Below are 17,356 nucleotides of genomic sequence, written 5' to 3'. Positions count from 1 at the left end.
GACACCCCTACACAGCCGCCAGCGCACTCGTCGGCGGGATGCGCGCTGCGCGCGCCGCCGGGTACCACCCGGACACCCCGCCGATGACGACCGTCGCGCCGAGCCCACCGAGGACCGCCCACGGCGGGATCGCCACCGGCCACCCCTGTCCGATCGCGAAGACGACCGTCACCGTCGAACCGATGACCACGCCGGCGACGCCGCCGAGGAACGACAGCAGGAGCGACTCGACGAGGAACTGGTCGCGGACGTCGCGTCGTCGAGCACCGAGTGCGCGTCGGACACCGACCTCGGCCCGCCGTTCGAGCACGGTGATGACCATGGTGTTCGCGACACCGATGCCCCCGACGAGCAGTGCCACGCCGCCGATGCCGACGAGCAGCCCGGTGAAGGAGTCGTCCGTGGCGTTCTTCGCGGCGAGGGCGTCCGACGGTCGACTCACGCCCACGTCCTGCGGCGAGCCGGGGCTGATCGCACGTGCCAGCAGGTCTCGCGCCACGACGACCTGCGCGGGGTCGACGCGGGAGTACACGGCGGTCGGGTGCCCGTCGAAGCCGAGCGACGCAGCCGTGCTCGGCGGGACGAACACCTGGGCGTCCAGGTCCTCGGCGAGCGCCATCGGGGCGAGCGTCCCGACGACCTGCACCCAGCGACCACCGAGCCAGACGCGGGAGTCGGCGCGGACGTGGTCGATCCCGAGCGCTGCTGCGGCCGCGGCCCCGAGCACGACCTGGTCGGGCGCGTCGGACCCGCCCACGAGCCAGCGCCCCGACCGCACCGAGCCGCCGAGCACCGCGGGGACGTCGCCCTCCGCGGCCATGATGCCGATGCCCTTCGTCTCGGGTTCCGGCACGTACGGGGTCCGGTAGCCGTGGGCTCCCTCGACCGTGCCGACGGCGGCGGCGGCCTCGACGTCGTCCTGGCGCAGCACCGACCCGAGCGCCGTCGGCGGCAGCGGGGGCGTCTCGGTGATGCTCTGTGCCGTCGTGACGGTGAGGACGTTCGTGCCGAGGGCGTCGAGCGCCCGGTCGAGTTCCGCCTTGCTCGAGGTCGAGATCCCGACGACGGCGATCATCGCCGCGATGCCGATGGCGATGCCGAGTGCCGACAGCACCACGCGGCCCGGGCGGGTGCGGAGCCCGAACACCCCGAGCCGGAGCAGGTCACCGGGCCCGAGGGTCCGCCGCCCGCTCACCGCGGGCCACCGATCGACGCGGCGAGCGCGGCGGCCGTGGTGGTGGCCGCAGTCGTGGTCGTGGTCGTGGTCGTGGTCGTGGCAGCGGAGTCCTCCTGCACGAGACCGTCGCGCATCCGGACCTGTCGGGGCAGCGACGCCGCGAGCTCCAGGTCGTGCGTGATCACGAGCACGGTCGTCCCGCTCGCGTTGAGGTCGCGCAGCAGTGCCAGGACCGCCGCTCCCGACGCGGTGTCGAGTGCCCCGGTGGGCTCGTCCGCGAGCAGGATCGTCGGCGCCCCGACGACCGCCCGCGCGATGGCCACGCGCTGCTTCTCGCCGCCGGAGAGCTCCGGCGGGCGGTGGTGCACGCGGTGTCCGAGCCCGACGCGGTCGAGCGCCTCGAGGGCACGCCGACGTCGCTCGGACCGGGTGGTGCCGCTGTAGAGCAGCCCGTCGGCGACGTTCTCCGCTGCGGTCGCTCCCTGCTGCAGGTGGAAGTGCTGGAACACGAAGCCGATGTGCTGCGCCCGCAGGAGCGACAGCGCGTCGTCGGCCATCGTCGCGACGTCGTTCCCGGCGATCGTCACCGTGCCCGTGGTCGGCCGGTCGAGCGTGCCGACGACGTTCAACATCGTTGACTTGCCCGACCCGGACGGCCCGACCACGGCGACGAGCTCCCCCGCGCCGACGTCGAGCGTGACCCCGCGGAGCGCTCCCACGTCGCCGTACGCCTTCGTCACGTCCCGCAGCGACAGCACCGGACCCGCGGCGTGCGCCCCCGCGGCGAGCCTGCCCGGGTGCGGCCGCGCCGCGGGAGCGGTCCTCCCGCTCATGCCGGCGCCACCACCCGGTCGCCCGCGGCGACGTCCCCGGTGACCGCGACGCGCCCCGACGCCGTGAGCCCGGGGACGACGCGGACGCGCTCCGTCCTGCCGTCACGACGCACCACGTCGACGGCGTACCGCCCGTCGTCGGCAGCCACCAGTGCCGCGACCGGCACCGACAGCACGTCCTGGGCCGTGGTGCCCTGCGCCTCGATCCGGGCGGAGGCCGCCGCGGGGAGCTGTCGGTCACCGGCGTCGAAGGACACCGACACGTCGACCTTCGTGGTGGCGTCGTCGCCGGTGGCCGGTCGGACGTCCGTGACCTCGCCGGACATCGCGTCCCCGGCCCCGTTCACGCGGACGTCGACCGCCGTGCCGACCGCCAGCCGTTCGGCGTCGCGCTGGGACACCGTCGCCGTGACGATGCGCTCCGTGCTCGTCACGTGGAGCACGTCGCCGCTCGCGGGCTGCCCGAGCCGCCCGTCGACCGACGCCACCCGGACCGGCCCGTCGACGAACGCGACGTCGTCCGCCGTGAGCACCCCGGTGACGTCGTGCCCGCGGGCGCGCTGCCACTGCTCGACCGCACGCTGCGTCCGGGGACCGAAGGCGTCGTCCTGCGCCACGTCGTACCCGAGCGCCGTCAGGTTCTCGTTGAGCTGCCGGACGTCGGTGCCCGAGGTCCCGCGCTCCAGGTCCCGCCACAGCGGCACCGTGCCGTACATCGACCGGACGGCGCGCTCGTCGACGGCGTACAGGAACTCGTCACGCGAGACCACCTGCCCGGGCTCCGGCAGCCACGTGATCGTGCCCGACGCGGCGCCGGGCACGCCGGTGGGGGTCCCGTGTCCGAGCGACCCGGCGAACACCTCCGAGTCGGTGAGGTCGCCCCGCGTCACGATCCCGGTCGGCCCCGTGTACCGGTCGCCCGCACCCGCACGCGCACCCGAACCAGCGCCGCCCCCACCGGCAGACGCCGCTGCCGATGCCCCCGTCCGCGCCTCCACGAGCGCCCACGTGCCGGCACCCGCCGCGAGCACGGCGACGAGCCCCACGGTCACGAGCAGGCGCGTGCGTCCCGAGGCGATCACGGTGCGACCCCGGCCGGGCTCCCGCCGAAGGCCTCCTCGGTGCAGGTCTGCGCGACCTCCTCGAACGCCGCCTCGTCGTCCGGGTGGTACTGCGCCTTCGCCGCCTCGTCGTCGGGATAGTCGGTGAAGCCGTGCTCCCGGATGCACGCAGCCGCCTTCCGCGCCTGCTCCGGGCTCGGTCCCATCGGCTTCGCCGCCTGCGCGTCGCCCGCCCCGGTCCCGTCGCCGAGACACCGCTGCAGGTCGCCGCGGTACTGGTCGGGGTCGACGCCCTCGGGCACGCTCAGCCCCACGTCGGAGCTGGAGCGGTCGGGGTCAGGCATGTCGTAGCCCTGGTCGCGCATGCACGCGGCCAGCGACGAGCCCGCCGCGGCGGATCCGCCGGTCGACGAACCGGTGGCCGTGTCGTCGCCGTCGGGCGATCCGCCCGAGCAGGCGGCGAGGAGTCCTGGCAGCAGCAGCACGGCCGTCGCAGCGGCGAGGAACGCGCGGGTCCGGCGGGTGGTCCTGGTGGTGTCGGTGGTGTCCATGCACCCAGCACAGCGGACCGGGTGTTGCGGCCCGCGTCCCCGGCAGCTCACATCGACGAAACACCGACCAGGACGCGCAGGCCGCCGTCCTCGCGGGCTTCGACCCGCAGGTGCCATCCGTGCGCCTGCGCGACCGCGGCGACGATCGACAGGCCGAGGCCGCTGTGGCGTCGTCCGGGCACCGCGTCCGCGCACCGCCGGAAGGGCTCCACGAGCAGCGGTGCCACGTCCGCGGGCACGACCGGCCCGGAGTTCTCGACGACGATCCCGGCCTGCGTGGTGGTGACGTGGACGAACCCGCCGGGCACGTTGTACTCGACGGCGTTGCCGACGAGGTTCACCAGGAGCTGCCGGACCAGAGTCGGCTCCCCGACGAGCGGACCGGCACCGCCTGGAGGCTCGCTGCGGCTCCGGAGCGTGACGGTCACCCCCGCCTCGTCGGCGGGCCCGGCGACCCCGGCGACGACGTCCGCGGCGAGCGAGCCGAGGTCGACGGGCGCCAGGTCGCCGGCGAGTCCCCGGTCGGCCTCGGCGAGCACCAGGAGCGACTCGACGAGGTGCTCGGTGCGACGGTTCTGCTCGAGGAGACCTGCCCGGACGGTGGCCAGCTCCTCGGCGTCGACCCCATCGGCGAGCCCGATCTGGATCGCCGCGCGCTGCACGGTCAGGGGTGTCCGGAGCTCGTGCGACGCCTGCGCCACGAACCGGCGCTGGCTCTCGAACGCGGTCTCGAGTCGGTCGAGCAGGTCGTCGACGGTCCGCGAGAGCCGCCGGAGCTCGTCGTCGGGGCCGTCGAGGGCGATGCGCTCGTGCAGGTTCGCAGCGGAGATCCTGGTCGCGGTGTCGGTGATGCGGTCGATCGGCCGGAGCATCCGCCGACTCAGGAGCCAGCCGATCCCGCCCGCCACCACGCCGGCCCCGGCGACGCCGACCGCCGCCCACTGCCACTGCTGCACGGCGACGACCCGGACGAACGCCAGCTCCGCACCCCGTCCCTGCGCTGCTGCCGTGGGGTCCCGCAGCGTCGCGACCCTCCCCGCGCTCCCGAGGGCCGCCTGCGACATCAGGTTCGTGAACACGACGACGGCCACGGCGAGCGCCATCGACGCCAGCGCGAACACCAGGGCGGTCCTGGCCCGGATGCTCCACGTGCGCGTCACAGCGCGTACCCCTGACCCGGCACCGTCCGCACCGGGTCGGGGTCCCCCAGCTTCCGGCGGAGCTTCGACATCGTCACCCGCACGGCCGAGGTGAACGGGTCGATGTTCATGTCCCAGACCTTCTCGAGCAGCTCCTCGGCCGAGACGACTCGTCCGTCGGCCCGCAACAGGGTCTCGAGGACGCCGAACTCCTTCGCGGTCAGGTCGAGCGGCCGTCCGTGCCGGGTGACCATCCGCCGGTTCGTGTCGAGGGCCAGACCGCCGCGCTCCAGGACGGGCGCGACCGGGGCGACGCTCCGCCGTCCGAGTGCTCGGACCCGGGCGACGAGCTCGGGGTACTCGAACGGCTTCGTCAGGTAGTCGTCCGCGCCGAGTTCGAGTCCGTGGACGCGGTCGGACAGGGTCGTCGCCGCCGTCAGCATGAGGACCCGGGTGACGCTCCCCCTGCTGGCCACGCGTCGGGCCACCTCGTCGCCGTGCACGCCGGGCAGGTCCCGGTCCAGCACCACGACGTCGTAGTCGTTCACCGCCAACAGCTCGTCGGCATCGTCGCCACGGTAGGCGACGTCGACGGCCATGCCCTGCCGGGTCAGCCCCGTCGCGATGAGGTCAGCGAGGGCGGTTTCGTCGTCGGCCACGAGGATGCGCATGCGCACATTGCACGTGACATACCTCTGAACCGGCTGACATCAGCCGTCACCGAGCAACGTCAGCGCGACGCGTCGAACGGGACCTCGCCGTGCTGGCTGACACCCGCGCGCTGCCGGTAGGCCAGGTGTCCGCCGAGGTACCCGCCGACGCTGACGACCGTCAGCGCGGCGAACCCGGTGAGCTTGCCGGCCCCGTGGTTGCCCGCCTTCCGCTGCAGCCAGGACAGTCCGTACAGCGAGATGCCGACCCAGTTGACCGCCTGGTGCACCCAGCCGGTGCGGAGCTGCTCCCGGTCGAGCTCGGACCAGTCGACGTACCCGGCGATGCTCGCACTGCCGGCGGAGGTGATCCCGACACCGATCAGGGTCTTGGCGGCCTTGGCGTTGCCCTTGCCGCCGAGCAGGTCGAGCACCGCGGCGGAGATCCAGGCCCCCAGCGGCACCTGCACCATGAGCGGGTGGATCGGGTGCCCGAACGGCACCCCGTGCAGCAGCTGGCGGAGCGCGCGCGGCTTGGCGGTCAGCTGCACGAGCTTGCGGTCGAAGTCGACGGCGGTGTCGAGGATGCTCGCGCCCTCGATGGCGTCGGTGAGGCGACGGAACGCACGGATCTCAGGCATGGGGCCGACGGTAGGCCAGGAGGCCCGGTGCCGGTCCCAGGGACCGGCACCGGGCCTCCCGTCCGGAGCGCTACTCCTCGACGATCTCCGCGAGTTCGAACGGCTCGACCAGCAGTGCGTCGCCACCGGCGGCGACGTCCACGCGGACGGTGTCGCCGTCCCGGACGTCCCCGGCCAGGATCGCCCGCGCCAGCTGGTCGTCGATCTGGCGCTGCATGAGCCGACGGAGCGGCCGCGCCCCGTAGACCGGGTCGTACCCGCGCTCGGCGAGCCAGCCGCGGGCCTGCGGCGTGACCGCGAGCTCCAGGCGACGGCCGGAGAGTCGGCGTGCCAGCCGGTCGACGTACAGCGAGACGATCTGCCCGAGGTCCTCTTCCGTGAGCGCCTGGAACACGACCATGTCGTCGAGTCGGTTGATGAACTCGGGCCGGAAGGCCTGCTGGACCAGCTCCCGCACCGCGGTCTCGCGCTGCTCGGGCGTCAGGGCCATGTCGGTCAGGAACTGCGAACCGAGGTTCGACGTCAGCACCATGATCGTGTTCCGGAAGTCGACCGTGCGACCCTGCCCGTCGGTGAGTCGACCGTCGTCGAGCACCTGGAGCAGCACGTCGAAGACCTCGGGGTGCGCCTTCTCGACCTCGTCGAGCAGGATCACGGAGTACGGGCGACGCCGGACGGCCTCGGTGAGCTGCCCGCCGGCCTCGTACCCGACGTACCCGGGCGGGGCGCCGATGAGCCGCGCGACGGAGTGCTTCTCGCCGTACTCGCTCATGTCGATGCGGACGAGGGCCTTCTCGTCGTCGAACAGGAACTCGGCGAGCGCCTTCGCGAGCTCGGTCTTGCCGACGCCCGTCGGCCCGAGGAACAGGAACGACCCCGTCGGACGGTCCGGGTCGGAGATGCCCGCGCGCGTGCGCCGGACGGCTTCGGACACGGTGCTGACGGCGGTGCGCTGCCCGATGATCCGGCGCCCGAGCTCGCTCTCCAGGTGCAGGAGCTTCTCGGTCTCGCCCTGCAGCAGACGCCCGAGCGGGATGCCCGTCCACTGCGCGATCACGGCGGCGATGTCCTCGTCGGTGACGCTGTCGTTCACCATCCGGTCGGAGGACTCGGCCTGCTCGGCGGCGGCCAGCTCGGCCTCGATGCGCGGGAGCTCCGCGTACCGGATGCGCGACACGGTCTCGAAGTCGTTCTCGCGGTTCGCCTTGGCCTCGGCCATGTTCAGCTCGTCAATGCGCTGCTTCAGCTCACCGATGCGGTTCAGGGACGCCCGCTCGGCCTGCCAGCGGGTCTCGAGCTCGCGGAGGCGTTCTTCGCGCGACTGCAGCTCGGTGCGCAGGGTCGACAGGCGGGCCTTCGAGGCGTCGTCCCGCTCCTGCTTGAGCGCGAACTCCTCCACGCGCAGCCGGTCGACGCTCCGCTTGAGCTCGTCGATCTCGACCGGGCTGGAGTCGATCTCCATGCGCAGGCGCGACGCTGCCTCGTCGATGAGGTCGATCGCCTTGTCGGGCAGCTGCCGGCCGGAGATGTACCGGTTCGACAGGCTCGCCGCGGCCACGAGGGCGGAGTCGTTGATCGTCACCTTGTGGTGGGCCTCGTAGCGCTCCTTGAGCCCGCGGAGGATCGCCACGGAGTCCTCGACGCTCGGCTCCCCCACGTAGACCTGCTGGAAGCGACGCTCGAGGGCGGCGTCCTTCTCGATGTACTGCCGGTACTCGTCGAGCGTCGTCGCGCCGATCATCCGCAGCTCACCGCGCGCCAGCATCGGCTTGAGCATGTTCGACGCCGCGACCGAGCCCTCGCCGCCGCCTGCGCCCATGAGCGTGTGCAGCTCGTCGATGAACGTGATGACCTGCCCGTCGGAGTCGTTGATCTCCTTGAGCACGGCCTTGAGGCGTTCCTCGAACTCGCCGCGGTACTTCGCGCCGGCGATGAGCGAGGAGATGTCGAGGGAGACGAGTCGCTTGTCCTTGAGGGAGTCGGCGACGTCCCCGGCGACGATGCGCTGCGCGAGCCCCTCGACGACGGCGGTCTTGCCGACGCCGGGCTCGCCGATGAGCACCGGGTTGTTCTTGGTGCGGCGCGTCAGCACCTGCGAGACACGACGGATCTCGGCGTCGCGGCCGATCACGGGGTCGAGCTTGCCGCTCTTCGCGATCGCCGTGAGGTCGACGCCGTACTGCTCGAGGGCGGTCTTCTGCTGCTCCGCAGAGTCAGGAGCGCCCTGGAGGTTCGCCATGCGTTGTCGTCCTTTCGTTGCGGTGGTCGTATGGTCACGAAGTCCTCGGACTCACTTGAGTCCTACTGGCTCAAGTTTACAACGCTGGCAGTCATTCCGCCTCGCGTGATCGTACGTTCACGATGCCGACCGCACTCACCAGGGCCCCCGCCAGCAGCAGGACGGCCATCACGACCATCGCGCGGTGGACCCCGCCGACGCTCACCTCACCGCCGAGCACCACACCCGCCAGCGCCACCATCACGGAGACCGGCGATGCGCGCGACGGCGTTGTTCACGGCGGACCCGACGCCGGCCTCGGACTGCGGCACGGACCCGAGCACCGCGCTCGTCAGCGGGGTCACCATGAGCGTGATCCCGAGCCCGACGAGCACCAGCCCCGGCAGCACCGCGAACCAGTACCCCGACGGGTCGTCGCCCACCGTCACCATGAGCAGTGCACCGGCGGCCGCGACCGCCGGCCCCGCCGCCATGAACCACCGCGGACCGAACCGCCCCGCCAGGCCGCCCACCGTCGTCGAGAGCAGCAGGAGCACCACCGTCGGGGGCAGCGTCGCGAGGCCGGCCAGCCACGCGGGGAAGGCCCACACCTCCTGCAGGAACAGGGTGATCACGAAGAAGACCATGCCGAGGGCGCCGTAGATCGACAGCGTGGCGATGTTGCCGACCGCGAAGTTCCTGGCGCGGAACAGCTCGAGCGGCACCAGCGGGGCACCCGAGGTCCGCGTCACCCGGAGCTCCCACGGCATGAACGCCAGCAGCGCCGCCCCGCCGACGACCAGCGCCGCGACGACCACCGGCGAGCCCCAGCCCAGGCGCTCCTGCTCGATCAGCCCGAGGACCACACCGCCGACCCCGACGACGGCGAGCACCGCACCGACGACGTCCACGCGCGGACGGTGCCCGGCGACCACGTCCCCGGAGATCCGGCGGACGAGCGGGATCGTCACCGCGATCGGCACCGCCGTGACGACGAAGATCCAGCGCCAGCCGATGCCGTCCACGATCAGCCCGCCCACGACCGGGCCGAGGATCGACGCCGCGCTCGACCACGCCGTCCACGTGCCGATCGCCTTCGCCTGCGCCGCACCGCGGAACGCCGCCACGATGAGCGCGAGGGCACTGGGGGTGACCAGGGCACCGCCGACGCCCTGCAGTGCCCGCGCGACGATGAGGACCTCACCGGTGGGGGCGATCGCACACACGATCGAGGCGATGCCGAACACGACGAGCCCCCACGTGATGATCCGCACCCGGCCGAACAGGTCCGACAGGGAGCCTGCGACGAGGATGAGCGACCCGAGCGTCACCAGGTACGCGTCGACGGTCCACTGCTGCACGACCAGTCCCCCGCCGAGCTCCGTCCGGATCGCCGGCAGTGCCACGTTCACGACGCTCGAGTCCAGGCCCACCACGAACGAGGACAGGATCGCGACGACGAGCACCACGCGGCGGTCGTCACGGAGTGGCGCGGTGTACACCGGGGCGGGCGAGGAGGTCATCCCGTCATCATCCGCCTGCCGGGGCTCCGCCGCGCCCGGACATGACGAAGCCCCGGTGTGGGATCACCGGGGCTTCAGCAACGGGGCAGGGCCGGATCAGATCCGGTGGTCTGTGGTGGCGTTCGGCTGGGCCGAGGGGCCAGGGTTCACGACGGGGGCCTGGGAGACCACCGGCGTCTGCGGGACAGTGGGGTCGACGGTCGTGTTCTGGACCGTGCCGTCGGCGTTCTTGCTCTTCTTGTCGTCGATGTCCATCTCCTTCTTGAAGATGTTGATCGACTGGCCGAGGCCCTTGGCGAGGGCCGGGAGCTTCGTCGCACCGAACAGCAGCACCACGATGCCGAGGATGATCAGCAGGTGCATACCGGTGAGGTTTCCGAGCATCATGACTCCTTGATTCTGGAACTGTTCGCCGTCAGCGGGTCATCGTCGATCCACCCGGCGGAAGCCCGTGTTCGTCCAATGGTAACTCGGTCGGCGCTGGATGCCCAGAACAGGGGGTCGAACGGTCACCTCCCGCTCAGGAACCGCGGTCAGTAGGCACCGCGGGACCGGAGCACCGACGGGATGGTCCGCGCGAGGATCACCAGGTCGTGCACGAAGGACCAGTTCTCGACGTAGTGCAGGTCGAGCCGGAGCCCGTCCGCCCAGTCGAGGTCGGACCGGCCGCTGATCTGCCACAACCCCGTCATCCCCGGGGTGACGAGGAGGCGCCGGTCGTCGAAGTCGGCGTACGCAGCGACCTCGCGTGGTGATGCCGGCCGCGGGCCGACCAGGCTCATCGAACCGGTGAGCACGTTCCAGAGCTGCGGGAGCTCGTCGAGCGACGTCCGCCGCAGGAACGCCCCGACACGCGTGATCCGTGGGTCGTCCTTGATCTTGAAGTGCGGCCCGTCGCCGTCGTTGTGGACCACGAGCTCGGCCATCCGGTCCTCGGCGTCGACACACATCGTGCGGAACTTCAGGATCGAGAACTGCGCGCCACCCCGACCGACGCGGACGTGCCGGAAGAGCACCGGGCCGCGGTCGTGCGCGCGGATGCACACGGCGATCACGGCGAACACCGGCAGCAGGAGCACCAGACCGACGGCCGCGCCGGCCACGTCCAGCGCACGCTTGCCGACGCGACGGGTGTAGTCCGGGGTCTCGACGTGCATGAGGGGCAGCCCGTCGACCGGACGCTGGTGGACCCGGCCGGAGTCGATGTCCGCGAGCGGCGACGACACGACGAGCTCCACGCCGCGTTCCTCGAGCTGCCACCCGAGACGTCGGAGGCGCTCGTGCCCACCCGCGACCGCCCCCGCGACGACCACCGCAGCCACGCCAGAACGCTCCGCGGCGGTGACGAGCTCGTCCACACCGCCGACGACGGGGACGTGCACGCTCCCGACCCGCAGGTCGCTGCCCACCGGTTCGCAGTCGGTGACCGCAGCGGTGATCCGGTAGCCGGCTGCCGGCGTCGTCACGATGCGTCGGCCGACGTAGCGGACGTCGTCGGCGTCCCCGGCCAGCAGGACGTCGACGAGCTCCTCGCCACGCGCTCGCCGCCGGGCCAGGGCGCCGCGGACGGCCCGGCGACCGAGCGCGAGCATGAGCAGGCCGATCGGGAAGGCGATGGCGACGTACCCGCGAGCGATGTCGATCCCCATCGCGTACGCGGCGACGGCGACGACGGCCCCGGCGACGAGGCTCGCGGTCAGGAGACGGCGGTACTCCTCTCCCCCGACGCCGATGATCCGCCGGTCACGGGTGCGGTACACCGAGAGGAGGGCCATCCACACGACGACGATCACCGGCGCGGTGAGGAACTCGACCGCACCGGCGGTGCGGAGACCCGCAGCGGGGTCCCAGGGGAAGCGCAGGACGTGTGCGATCGCGAAGGCGGCCACGAGGAGCGCGAGGTCGAGCAACGTCAGCGCACGCCGCGATCGACGCTCGGGCGCCGACGAAGGACGTCGGGGGGCGGGACGAGCGGGACCCGCCCCGAGGGGTCGACGAACGACGAGTGACACGGAGGCCTCCTGCAGGGTCGGCGACCACCGGCCGCCAGCGCCGCCGACCGCAGGCACGGTCAGTCGACGAGACCCCAGGATATCACTGTGGTATGTCGGATATCGACAGTCCGCGGTCGATGGTCCACATCGCCGGTCCCTCGATCAGACGTGGCACGTCGGCCTCGGTGACGCCGCGCAGACGATACGACACCCGCTCCCCGGGCAGCAGCGTCATGAACCCGCGGTCGACCGTGCCCTCGGGCTGCACACGGTCGGGCTGCAGGAGCAGGTCCCGCACGAGCGACTCGGCCTCGATGACGAGCTCGAGCCCGTCGCCGTCCTCCGCCTCGGAGAACGCGGCGCGGTAGTGCGCGGGCTGCCACCGCATGTCCTTGTCCGCCGACGGGGTCCAGACCGCACGGCGCCAGTCCATGTCCGCGACGACGAGCTCGCCGGTGCGGTCCTGCACGATGCCGACCGACTCGGGCAGGGTGACGACCCCGACCCCCGCGCCGTCGAGCCGCACGGGCAGGTGCACCTCGGCCAGGGTCTGCCCGGCCATGTCGATCCGCCGCACGCGCACCACGCTGTCGAGGCCCCGCCGGGTCGAGCGCACGACGACCTCGATCGGTGCGACCGGACGGTCGATGACCGCGGTGTCCCCACGTGCCGCGGACCCGGCCGTGTCGGGGACCGGCAGCGACGCGGTCGACTGGTCCGAGCCTCCAGGCCGACCGGCCGTGTCCGCCGGCGCGCCACCGGGCGCGGTCCGCACCGTGGACACCGGACGGATGGCGAGCAGGACGTCGTCGTACAGACGACGCAGCTCGTGCGCGAGCGGCTTGAGCCGCCCCGCCGAGTCGATCGCCGACCACGACGACACCGACCACAGGTCGTTGAGCTGCCAGACGATGACGCCCGTGTTGCGCGGCCAGTGCGACCGCCAGTGCTCCACGCCCGTCGCGATCGCGCGGGCCTGCTGGAGCTGCGTCAGCCAGTGCCAGCGGTCCAGGTCGCCGTCGGGGACGGTGCCGAAGCGCGGTTCCAGACCGCGTGCGAGCTTGCCCATGCCGTCGGCGGCCTTCTGGTGGTGCACGACCCCTGGTGACGTCGGCGTCATCGGGTCGTCCGACACGGCGTCGCGGAGCGTGCGCCAGGCGGGCGGCGCCTGCCAGCCGAACTCCGAGACGAAGCGCGGCACCGAGTCGCGGTAGTGGTCGTCGGACAGCCGGTTCCAGACGTCCCACGAGTGGTGGGTCTCGTGGTCGACGTCGTTCGCCGGCAGCGACTCGGAGCCGGACCACGGCGACGCCACCGTGTAGAAGCGCGACGGGTCGACGGCGTCGACGATCGTCGGGAGCAGGTCGAGGTAGTAGTCGAGGCCCCAGCCGCGGTCACCGAGCTCGTCGCCCCAGCCGTCGGCGTCGTGCAGCCAGATGTTCTCGTTGTTGCCGTTCCAGACCACGAGCGACGGGTGGCGGGACAGCCGGGCGACGTTGTCGCGGGCCTCGGCGACGACCTCGCTGCGGAGCGGTTCGTCCTCGGGGTAGGCGGAGCAGGCGAACGGGAAGTCCTGCCACACGAGCAGGCCGAGGTCGTCGCAGACCTCGTAGAAGTCGTGCGACTCGTAGACGCCCCCGCCCCACACCCGCACCAGGTTCGCGTTGAGGTCGGCGGCCGCCGCCAGACGGCCCTGGTACCGCTGCCGGTCCACGCGCGACACGATCACGTCGTCGGGGATCCAGTTCACGCCGCGGACGTCGATGAGCGTGCCGTTGACGTGGATGTTGAACGGACGGCCGATCTGGTCCGGCGTGGTGTCGATGCGCGTCGACCGGAAGCCGGTGCGGAAGGTCTGCCGGTCGAGGACCTCGCCCTCCACGGTCTGCAGTTCGACGAACACGTCGTACAGCGGCTGTGCGCCGTAGCCCCGCGGCCACCAGAGACGCGCCTCGGGGATCCGGACCGTGACGACGGTCTCGTTCTCCTTCGGCGTCACCTGCGCGCGCGACCGCTGGCGGGTCTTCGTGCCCTCGACGGTCTCGCCGGACACGGTCACGACGAGCACCAGGTCGTCGTCCTCGCCGTCCTGGTCGAGGTCGTTCATGCCGGAGCGCTCGAAGGCGATGTGGGCGTCGAGCACGCCCTCGCCCGCCTCGACGTCGACGAGTGGACGGACGTCGCGCAGGCGTGCGGTCGACCAGCGCTCGATCGCGACGTCGCGCCACGGGCCGCTCGTGACCGCGGTCAGGCCCCAGTCCCAGCCGAAGTTCGAGGCCATCTTGCGGACGTACGGGAACGGCTCGTCGTACGGGCCGGGCATGCTGCCGGCGCGGGCGGCGACCCGGCCGGCCTCGCGGTACGGCGACTCGAACAGGATCTCGAGCTCGCGCTCGGTGGCGGTGTTGCTGCCGCCCGTCGCATCGAGCAGGTCGAAGCGGTAGCGCCGGTGCATGTTCCTGGTGGCGCCGATCTGCACGCCGTCGACGGTCAGCTCCGTCACGGTGTCCAGGCCCTCGCAGACCAGGTCCACGCGCTCGTGGCCGCGCGGGTCGACGTCGACCGTGCGCCGGTACGTCCAGTCCGCACGACCGACCCAGCGGGTGGCGGCCTCGTTCCGGTCGTGGGTCGGGTCCGGCAGCAGGCCCTCGCGCTCCAGGTCCGTGTGCACCTGACCGGGGACGGTCGCGCTGATCCCGGCGCCGCGGAGCGCGTCGCGCACCTCCGGAGGCACGCCGGCCGGGGCGCTGTCCTCGACGATCGAGACCGTCCAGGCGTCGCGGAGTTCCTCGCGGTCGAGGGTCATGCGGGGTCCTTCTCTGGACGGGCCGCTGGTGCGGTCCGCCGCGGTCTGGCCCGTCTCGGTTCCGTCCCGTGGCCGGTCAACGGCCTGGAGGCACGGCACCGGTCGTCCGGGCGTCGTCGCGTCGCGCGCGCGGAGCGTCGACGGCCCGCGCACGATGGGTGCTCCGCGATGCTAGTACGGGTTGCCATCCGGAACACGTGTACCGCCCGAGCGTGGCAGGTTGGTGTCGTGATCACCGTCGAACTCGCCAAGACCCTCCGCGACGCAGGACTCCGCTGGCACCCCGAGACCGGGGACCGGTTCGTCATCGACAAGCCCGGCGTGGACGAGGACGTCTACACCGTCTCCGAGATGACCGTCGAGCGTCACGACCACCCCTCCGGCACCATCCTCGGCTTCAACGGGACCACCGAGTGGGCCCTCGACTCGGTGACCGCCGACGAGTCGCTCTGGCTGCCCCGCGAGGACCAGCTCCGCGAGCTCCTCGGGCCGGCGTTCGTCGGCCTGACGCGGGTCGCCGCCGGGGAGCGGGTCGTGCACACCGTCACCGCGACGATCGCCGGGGTCGACCGGACGTTCGCGGCCGAGGACCCGGCGATCGCCTACGGTCAGGCGCTGGCGGCGTACATCGCGGCGGCGCTGGCGTAGCGGGACGACCCCCCGTCAGCTCCGAGTCTGGGTGTTGCTGGGGTGCGCGTCGGGTGCGGGCTGGTTGTCTGGGCTCATGACCGTTCCGAACATCACACTCAACGACGGCAAGACCATCCCGCAGCTCGGCTTCGGTGTGTTCCAGATCGATCCCTCCGAGACGAAGGCCGCCACGCTGGCCGCGCTCGAGGTCGGCTACCGCCACATCGACACTGCCGAGATGTACGGCAACGAGAAAGAGGTCGGCGAGGCCATCGCGGAGTCCGGCATCGACCGCTCCGAGATCTTCGTGACCTCGAAGCTGAACAACGGCTTCCACGACCACGACCTCGCGCTGGAGAACGGCAAGAAGTCGGCTGACCTGCTCGGCGGCTACACCGACCTCTTCCTCATCCACTGGCCGCTCCCGACCGTGTCGGACTTCGTCCCCACGTGGAAGGCCTTCGAGGAGCTCTACGCCGCCGGCACCGCCCGCTCCATCGGTGTCTCGAACTTCCAGGCGCACCACCTGCGTCGCCTGATCGCCGAGACGGACGTGCCGCCGGCCGTCAACCAGATCGAGGTGCACCCGTACCTCGCGCAGGACGAGCTCCGCGCCGTCGACCGTGAGCTCGGCATCGCCACCGAGGCCTGGTCCCCCATCGCCCAGGGCCTCGTGCTCGACGACGAGACCATCGTCCGGATCGCCGGCGCCGTCCAGAAGACCCCGGCGCAGGTCGTCCTCCGCTGGCACATCCAGCGCGGCGACATCGTCTTCCCGAAGTCGGTCACCCGTGCCCGCGTCGAGGAGAACTTCGCGATCTTCGACTTCGAGCTCTCCGACGAGGACATGACGGACATCACCACGCTCGACAAGGGGCACCGCACGGGCCCCGACCCCGACACGTTCGACTACGTCCCGGCCTGATCCGGCGGGACGACGAAGGGCGGCTGCGCATCTGCGCAGCCGCCCTTCGGCATCTCCGGTCCTGTCGGTCAGGGGCGTCGCGACGCCGTGACCGTGAAGCGGTCGGTCCGCACGACCTGACGGGTCGGTCCGACGGCCTTCTCGAGCACCGGCCGGTAGCGCAGGTGCGAGTTCCAGACGCACCACAGCTCTCCCCCGGACTGGAGGATCGTGGCCGCGTTCCGGAACATCGCCTCGGCCGCGTCGGTGCTCACCGTGGTGTCCGCGTGGAACGGCGGGTTGCACAGCACCAGCTGCGCCGAGCCCTCGTCGAGCTCGTCACCGGCGTCGCTCCGCACGGTGGTGACCCGGTCGCCGACGCCGTTGAGGTCCGCCGTCATCCTCGTGCTCCGCACCGCTGCGGAGGACACGTCCGTCGCGATGACCCGGATCGCCGGACGCCGCCGGGCGATCTCCGTCGCGATGACGCCGTTGCCGCTGCCGAGGTCCACGGCGACGCGGGCGGTGGGCACCGCGGCGTCCATCGCCTCGATGAGCACGCGCGTGCCGAGGTCGAGCGACGCCCCGGCGAAGACCCCGCCGTGGGCCGCGACCGTGATGCCGAGCTCGTCCAGGTGCACCTGCTTCGGCCACGGCGACGTGATGGCGGCGCGCTTCGCAGCGGCGGTCAACGGGTCCTGCGCGACGAGCAGCCGGGACTTCGCACGCCCCCGTGACGCCACGACGTCCCCGAACGACCGCCGGAGCACGTCGTTCTGCGACAGCGTCATGAACTTGGTCCGCCCGCCCGCGAGCAGCACGACGTCCGGGGCGGCGAAGCGGGCGACCGCGCGGGCGATCTCGTCCAGGCGGTCGTGCGACTTCGTCAGCCGGAGGAGCACGAGTCGGGCGTCACGGAAGGCGTCCTCGAACGAGTCGGGGTGGTGGAACCCGCGCAGGCCGAACGTCCCGGCGTTGGCCTGCAGCGCGCGCTGTCCGACGAGGGAGTCCTGCACCACCCGGACGTTCGCGGCGCCGTGCAGCGCGATGAGGCCGAGCGTCAGGAACCCGCGGACGTCGTCGACCACGACGACGGCACCCGGGGCTCGGACCGCGTCCCCGTGGACGTGCGGTGCCTCGTCGAGCATGAAGCGGTCCGTGCCGTCGAGGGCGACGAGGTCCGGCTCGTCGTCGGGGTCGCGGCGGAAGCGGTCGGCGAAGTCTGGCAC

15 protein-coding genes are annotated in these 17,356 nt (G+C 72.2%); 2 read left to right on the top strand and 13 right to left on the bottom strand.

Annotation, left to right across the window (positions count from 1 at the left end):
- Positions 1–7: 7 nt before the first annotated feature.
- The 12 genes from OVA28_RS06580 to OVA28_RS06525 all read right to left on the bottom strand — a co-directional run bounded on the left by OVA28_RS06580 (position 8) and on the right by OVA28_RS06525 (position 14,593).
- Complete coding sequence (locus OVA28_RS06580; RefSeq protein WP_268096261.1) at positions 8–1,195, bottom strand: ABC transporter permease; 1,188 nt, start codon at positions 1,193–1,195, stop codon at positions 8–10.
- Positions 1,192–2,010, bottom strand: coding sequence for an ABC transporter ATP-binding protein (locus OVA28_RS06575; protein WP_268096259.1), 819 nt, complete (start codon positions 2,008–2,010; stop codon positions 1,192–1,194). Before OVA28_RS06575 ends, OVA28_RS06580 begins: the two co-directional genes overlap by 4 nt.
- On the bottom strand, positions 2,007–3,092 hold the full coding sequence (locus tag OVA28_RS06570) for a peptidoglycan-binding protein (protein WP_268096258.1): 1,086 nt from the start codon (positions 3,090–3,092) through the stop codon (positions 2,007–2,009). Before OVA28_RS06570 ends, OVA28_RS06575 begins: the two co-directional genes overlap by 4 nt.
- Positions 3,089–3,622: a hypothetical protein gene (locus tag OVA28_RS06565; RefSeq protein ID WP_268096257.1), complete on the bottom strand. Its 534-nt coding sequence runs from the start codon at positions 3,620–3,622 to the stop codon at positions 3,089–3,091. Before OVA28_RS06565 ends, OVA28_RS06570 begins: the two co-directional genes overlap by 4 nt.
- 47 nt (positions 3,623–3,669) lie before the next feature.
- Positions 3,670–4,782, bottom strand: a complete 1,113-nt coding sequence (locus OVA28_RS06560) for a sensor histidine kinase (RefSeq protein WP_268096256.1) — start codon at positions 4,780–4,782, stop codon at positions 3,670–3,672.
- A complete protein-coding gene (locus tag OVA28_RS06555) occupies positions 4,779–5,432 on the bottom strand; it encodes a response regulator transcription factor (RefSeq protein WP_268096255.1) in 654 nt (217 codons plus the stop codon). Before OVA28_RS06555 ends, OVA28_RS06560 begins: the two co-directional genes overlap by 4 nt.
- A gap of 59 nt (positions 5,433–5,491) precedes the next feature.
- Positions 5,492–6,052 carry a DUF2231 domain-containing protein gene (locus OVA28_RS06550; protein ID WP_268096254.1) on the bottom strand — a complete coding sequence of 187 codons (561 nt, stop codon included), beginning with the start codon at positions 6,050–6,052 and terminating at the stop codon, positions 5,492–5,494.
- Between the two features lie 70 nt (positions 6,053–6,122).
- A complete protein-coding gene (locus OVA28_RS06545; protein ID WP_268096253.1) occupies positions 6,123–8,291 on the bottom strand; it encodes an ATP-dependent Clp protease ATP-binding subunit in 2,169 nt (722 codons plus the stop codon).
- Between the two features lie 206 nt (positions 8,292–8,497).
- A complete protein-coding gene (locus tag OVA28_RS06540; protein ID WP_326493740.1) occupies positions 8,498–9,793 on the bottom strand; it encodes an MFS transporter in 1,296 nt (431 codons plus the stop codon).
- A 96-nt stretch (positions 9,794–9,889) separates the two neighbouring features.
- On the bottom strand, positions 9,890–10,180 hold the full coding sequence (gene tatA, locus OVA28_RS06535) for a twin-arginine translocase TatA/TatE family subunit (RefSeq protein ID WP_416354634.1): 291 nt from the start codon (positions 10,178–10,180) through the stop codon (positions 9,890–9,892).
- A 146-nt stretch (positions 10,181–10,326) separates the two neighbouring features.
- A complete protein-coding gene (locus tag OVA28_RS06530) occupies positions 10,327–11,805 on the bottom strand; it encodes a sugar transferase (protein ID WP_268096251.1) in 1,479 nt (492 codons plus the stop codon).
- An 82-nt stretch (positions 11,806–11,887) separates the two neighbouring features.
- Positions 11,888–14,593 carry a glycoside hydrolase family 2 protein gene (locus tag OVA28_RS06525; protein ID WP_268096249.1) on the bottom strand — a complete coding sequence of 902 codons (2,706 nt, stop codon included), beginning with the start codon at positions 14,591–14,593 and terminating at the stop codon, positions 11,888–11,890.
- Between the two features lie 228 nt (positions 14,594–14,821).
- Between OVA28_RS06525 and OVA28_RS06520 the strand changes: the two genes are divergently transcribed.
- Positions 14,822–15,241, top strand: a complete 420-nt coding sequence (locus tag OVA28_RS06520; protein WP_194659983.1) for a pilus assembly protein CpaE — start codon at positions 14,822–14,824, stop codon at positions 15,239–15,241.
- Positions 15,242–15,317: 76 nt separating this feature from the next.
- Entirely contained in the window at positions 15,318–16,148 is an 831-nt protein-coding gene (locus OVA28_RS06515; protein WP_194659982.1) for an aldo/keto reductase, read from the top strand.
- 68 nt (positions 16,149–16,216) lie between these two features.
- Here the strand turns inward: OVA28_RS06515 and OVA28_RS06510 are convergent, their stop codons facing one another.
- Positions 16,217–17,356, bottom strand: coding sequence for a class I SAM-dependent methyltransferase (locus OVA28_RS06510; RefSeq protein ID WP_268096247.1), 1,140 nt, complete (start codon positions 17,354–17,356; stop codon positions 16,217–16,219).

It is taken from the genome of Curtobacterium sp. SL109 (genome assembly GCF_026672405.1).
Classification (GTDB): Bacteria; Actinomycetota; Actinomycetes; order Actinomycetales; family Microbacteriaceae; genus Curtobacterium.
This window is presented reverse-complemented; position numbering and strand designations above follow the sequence as displayed.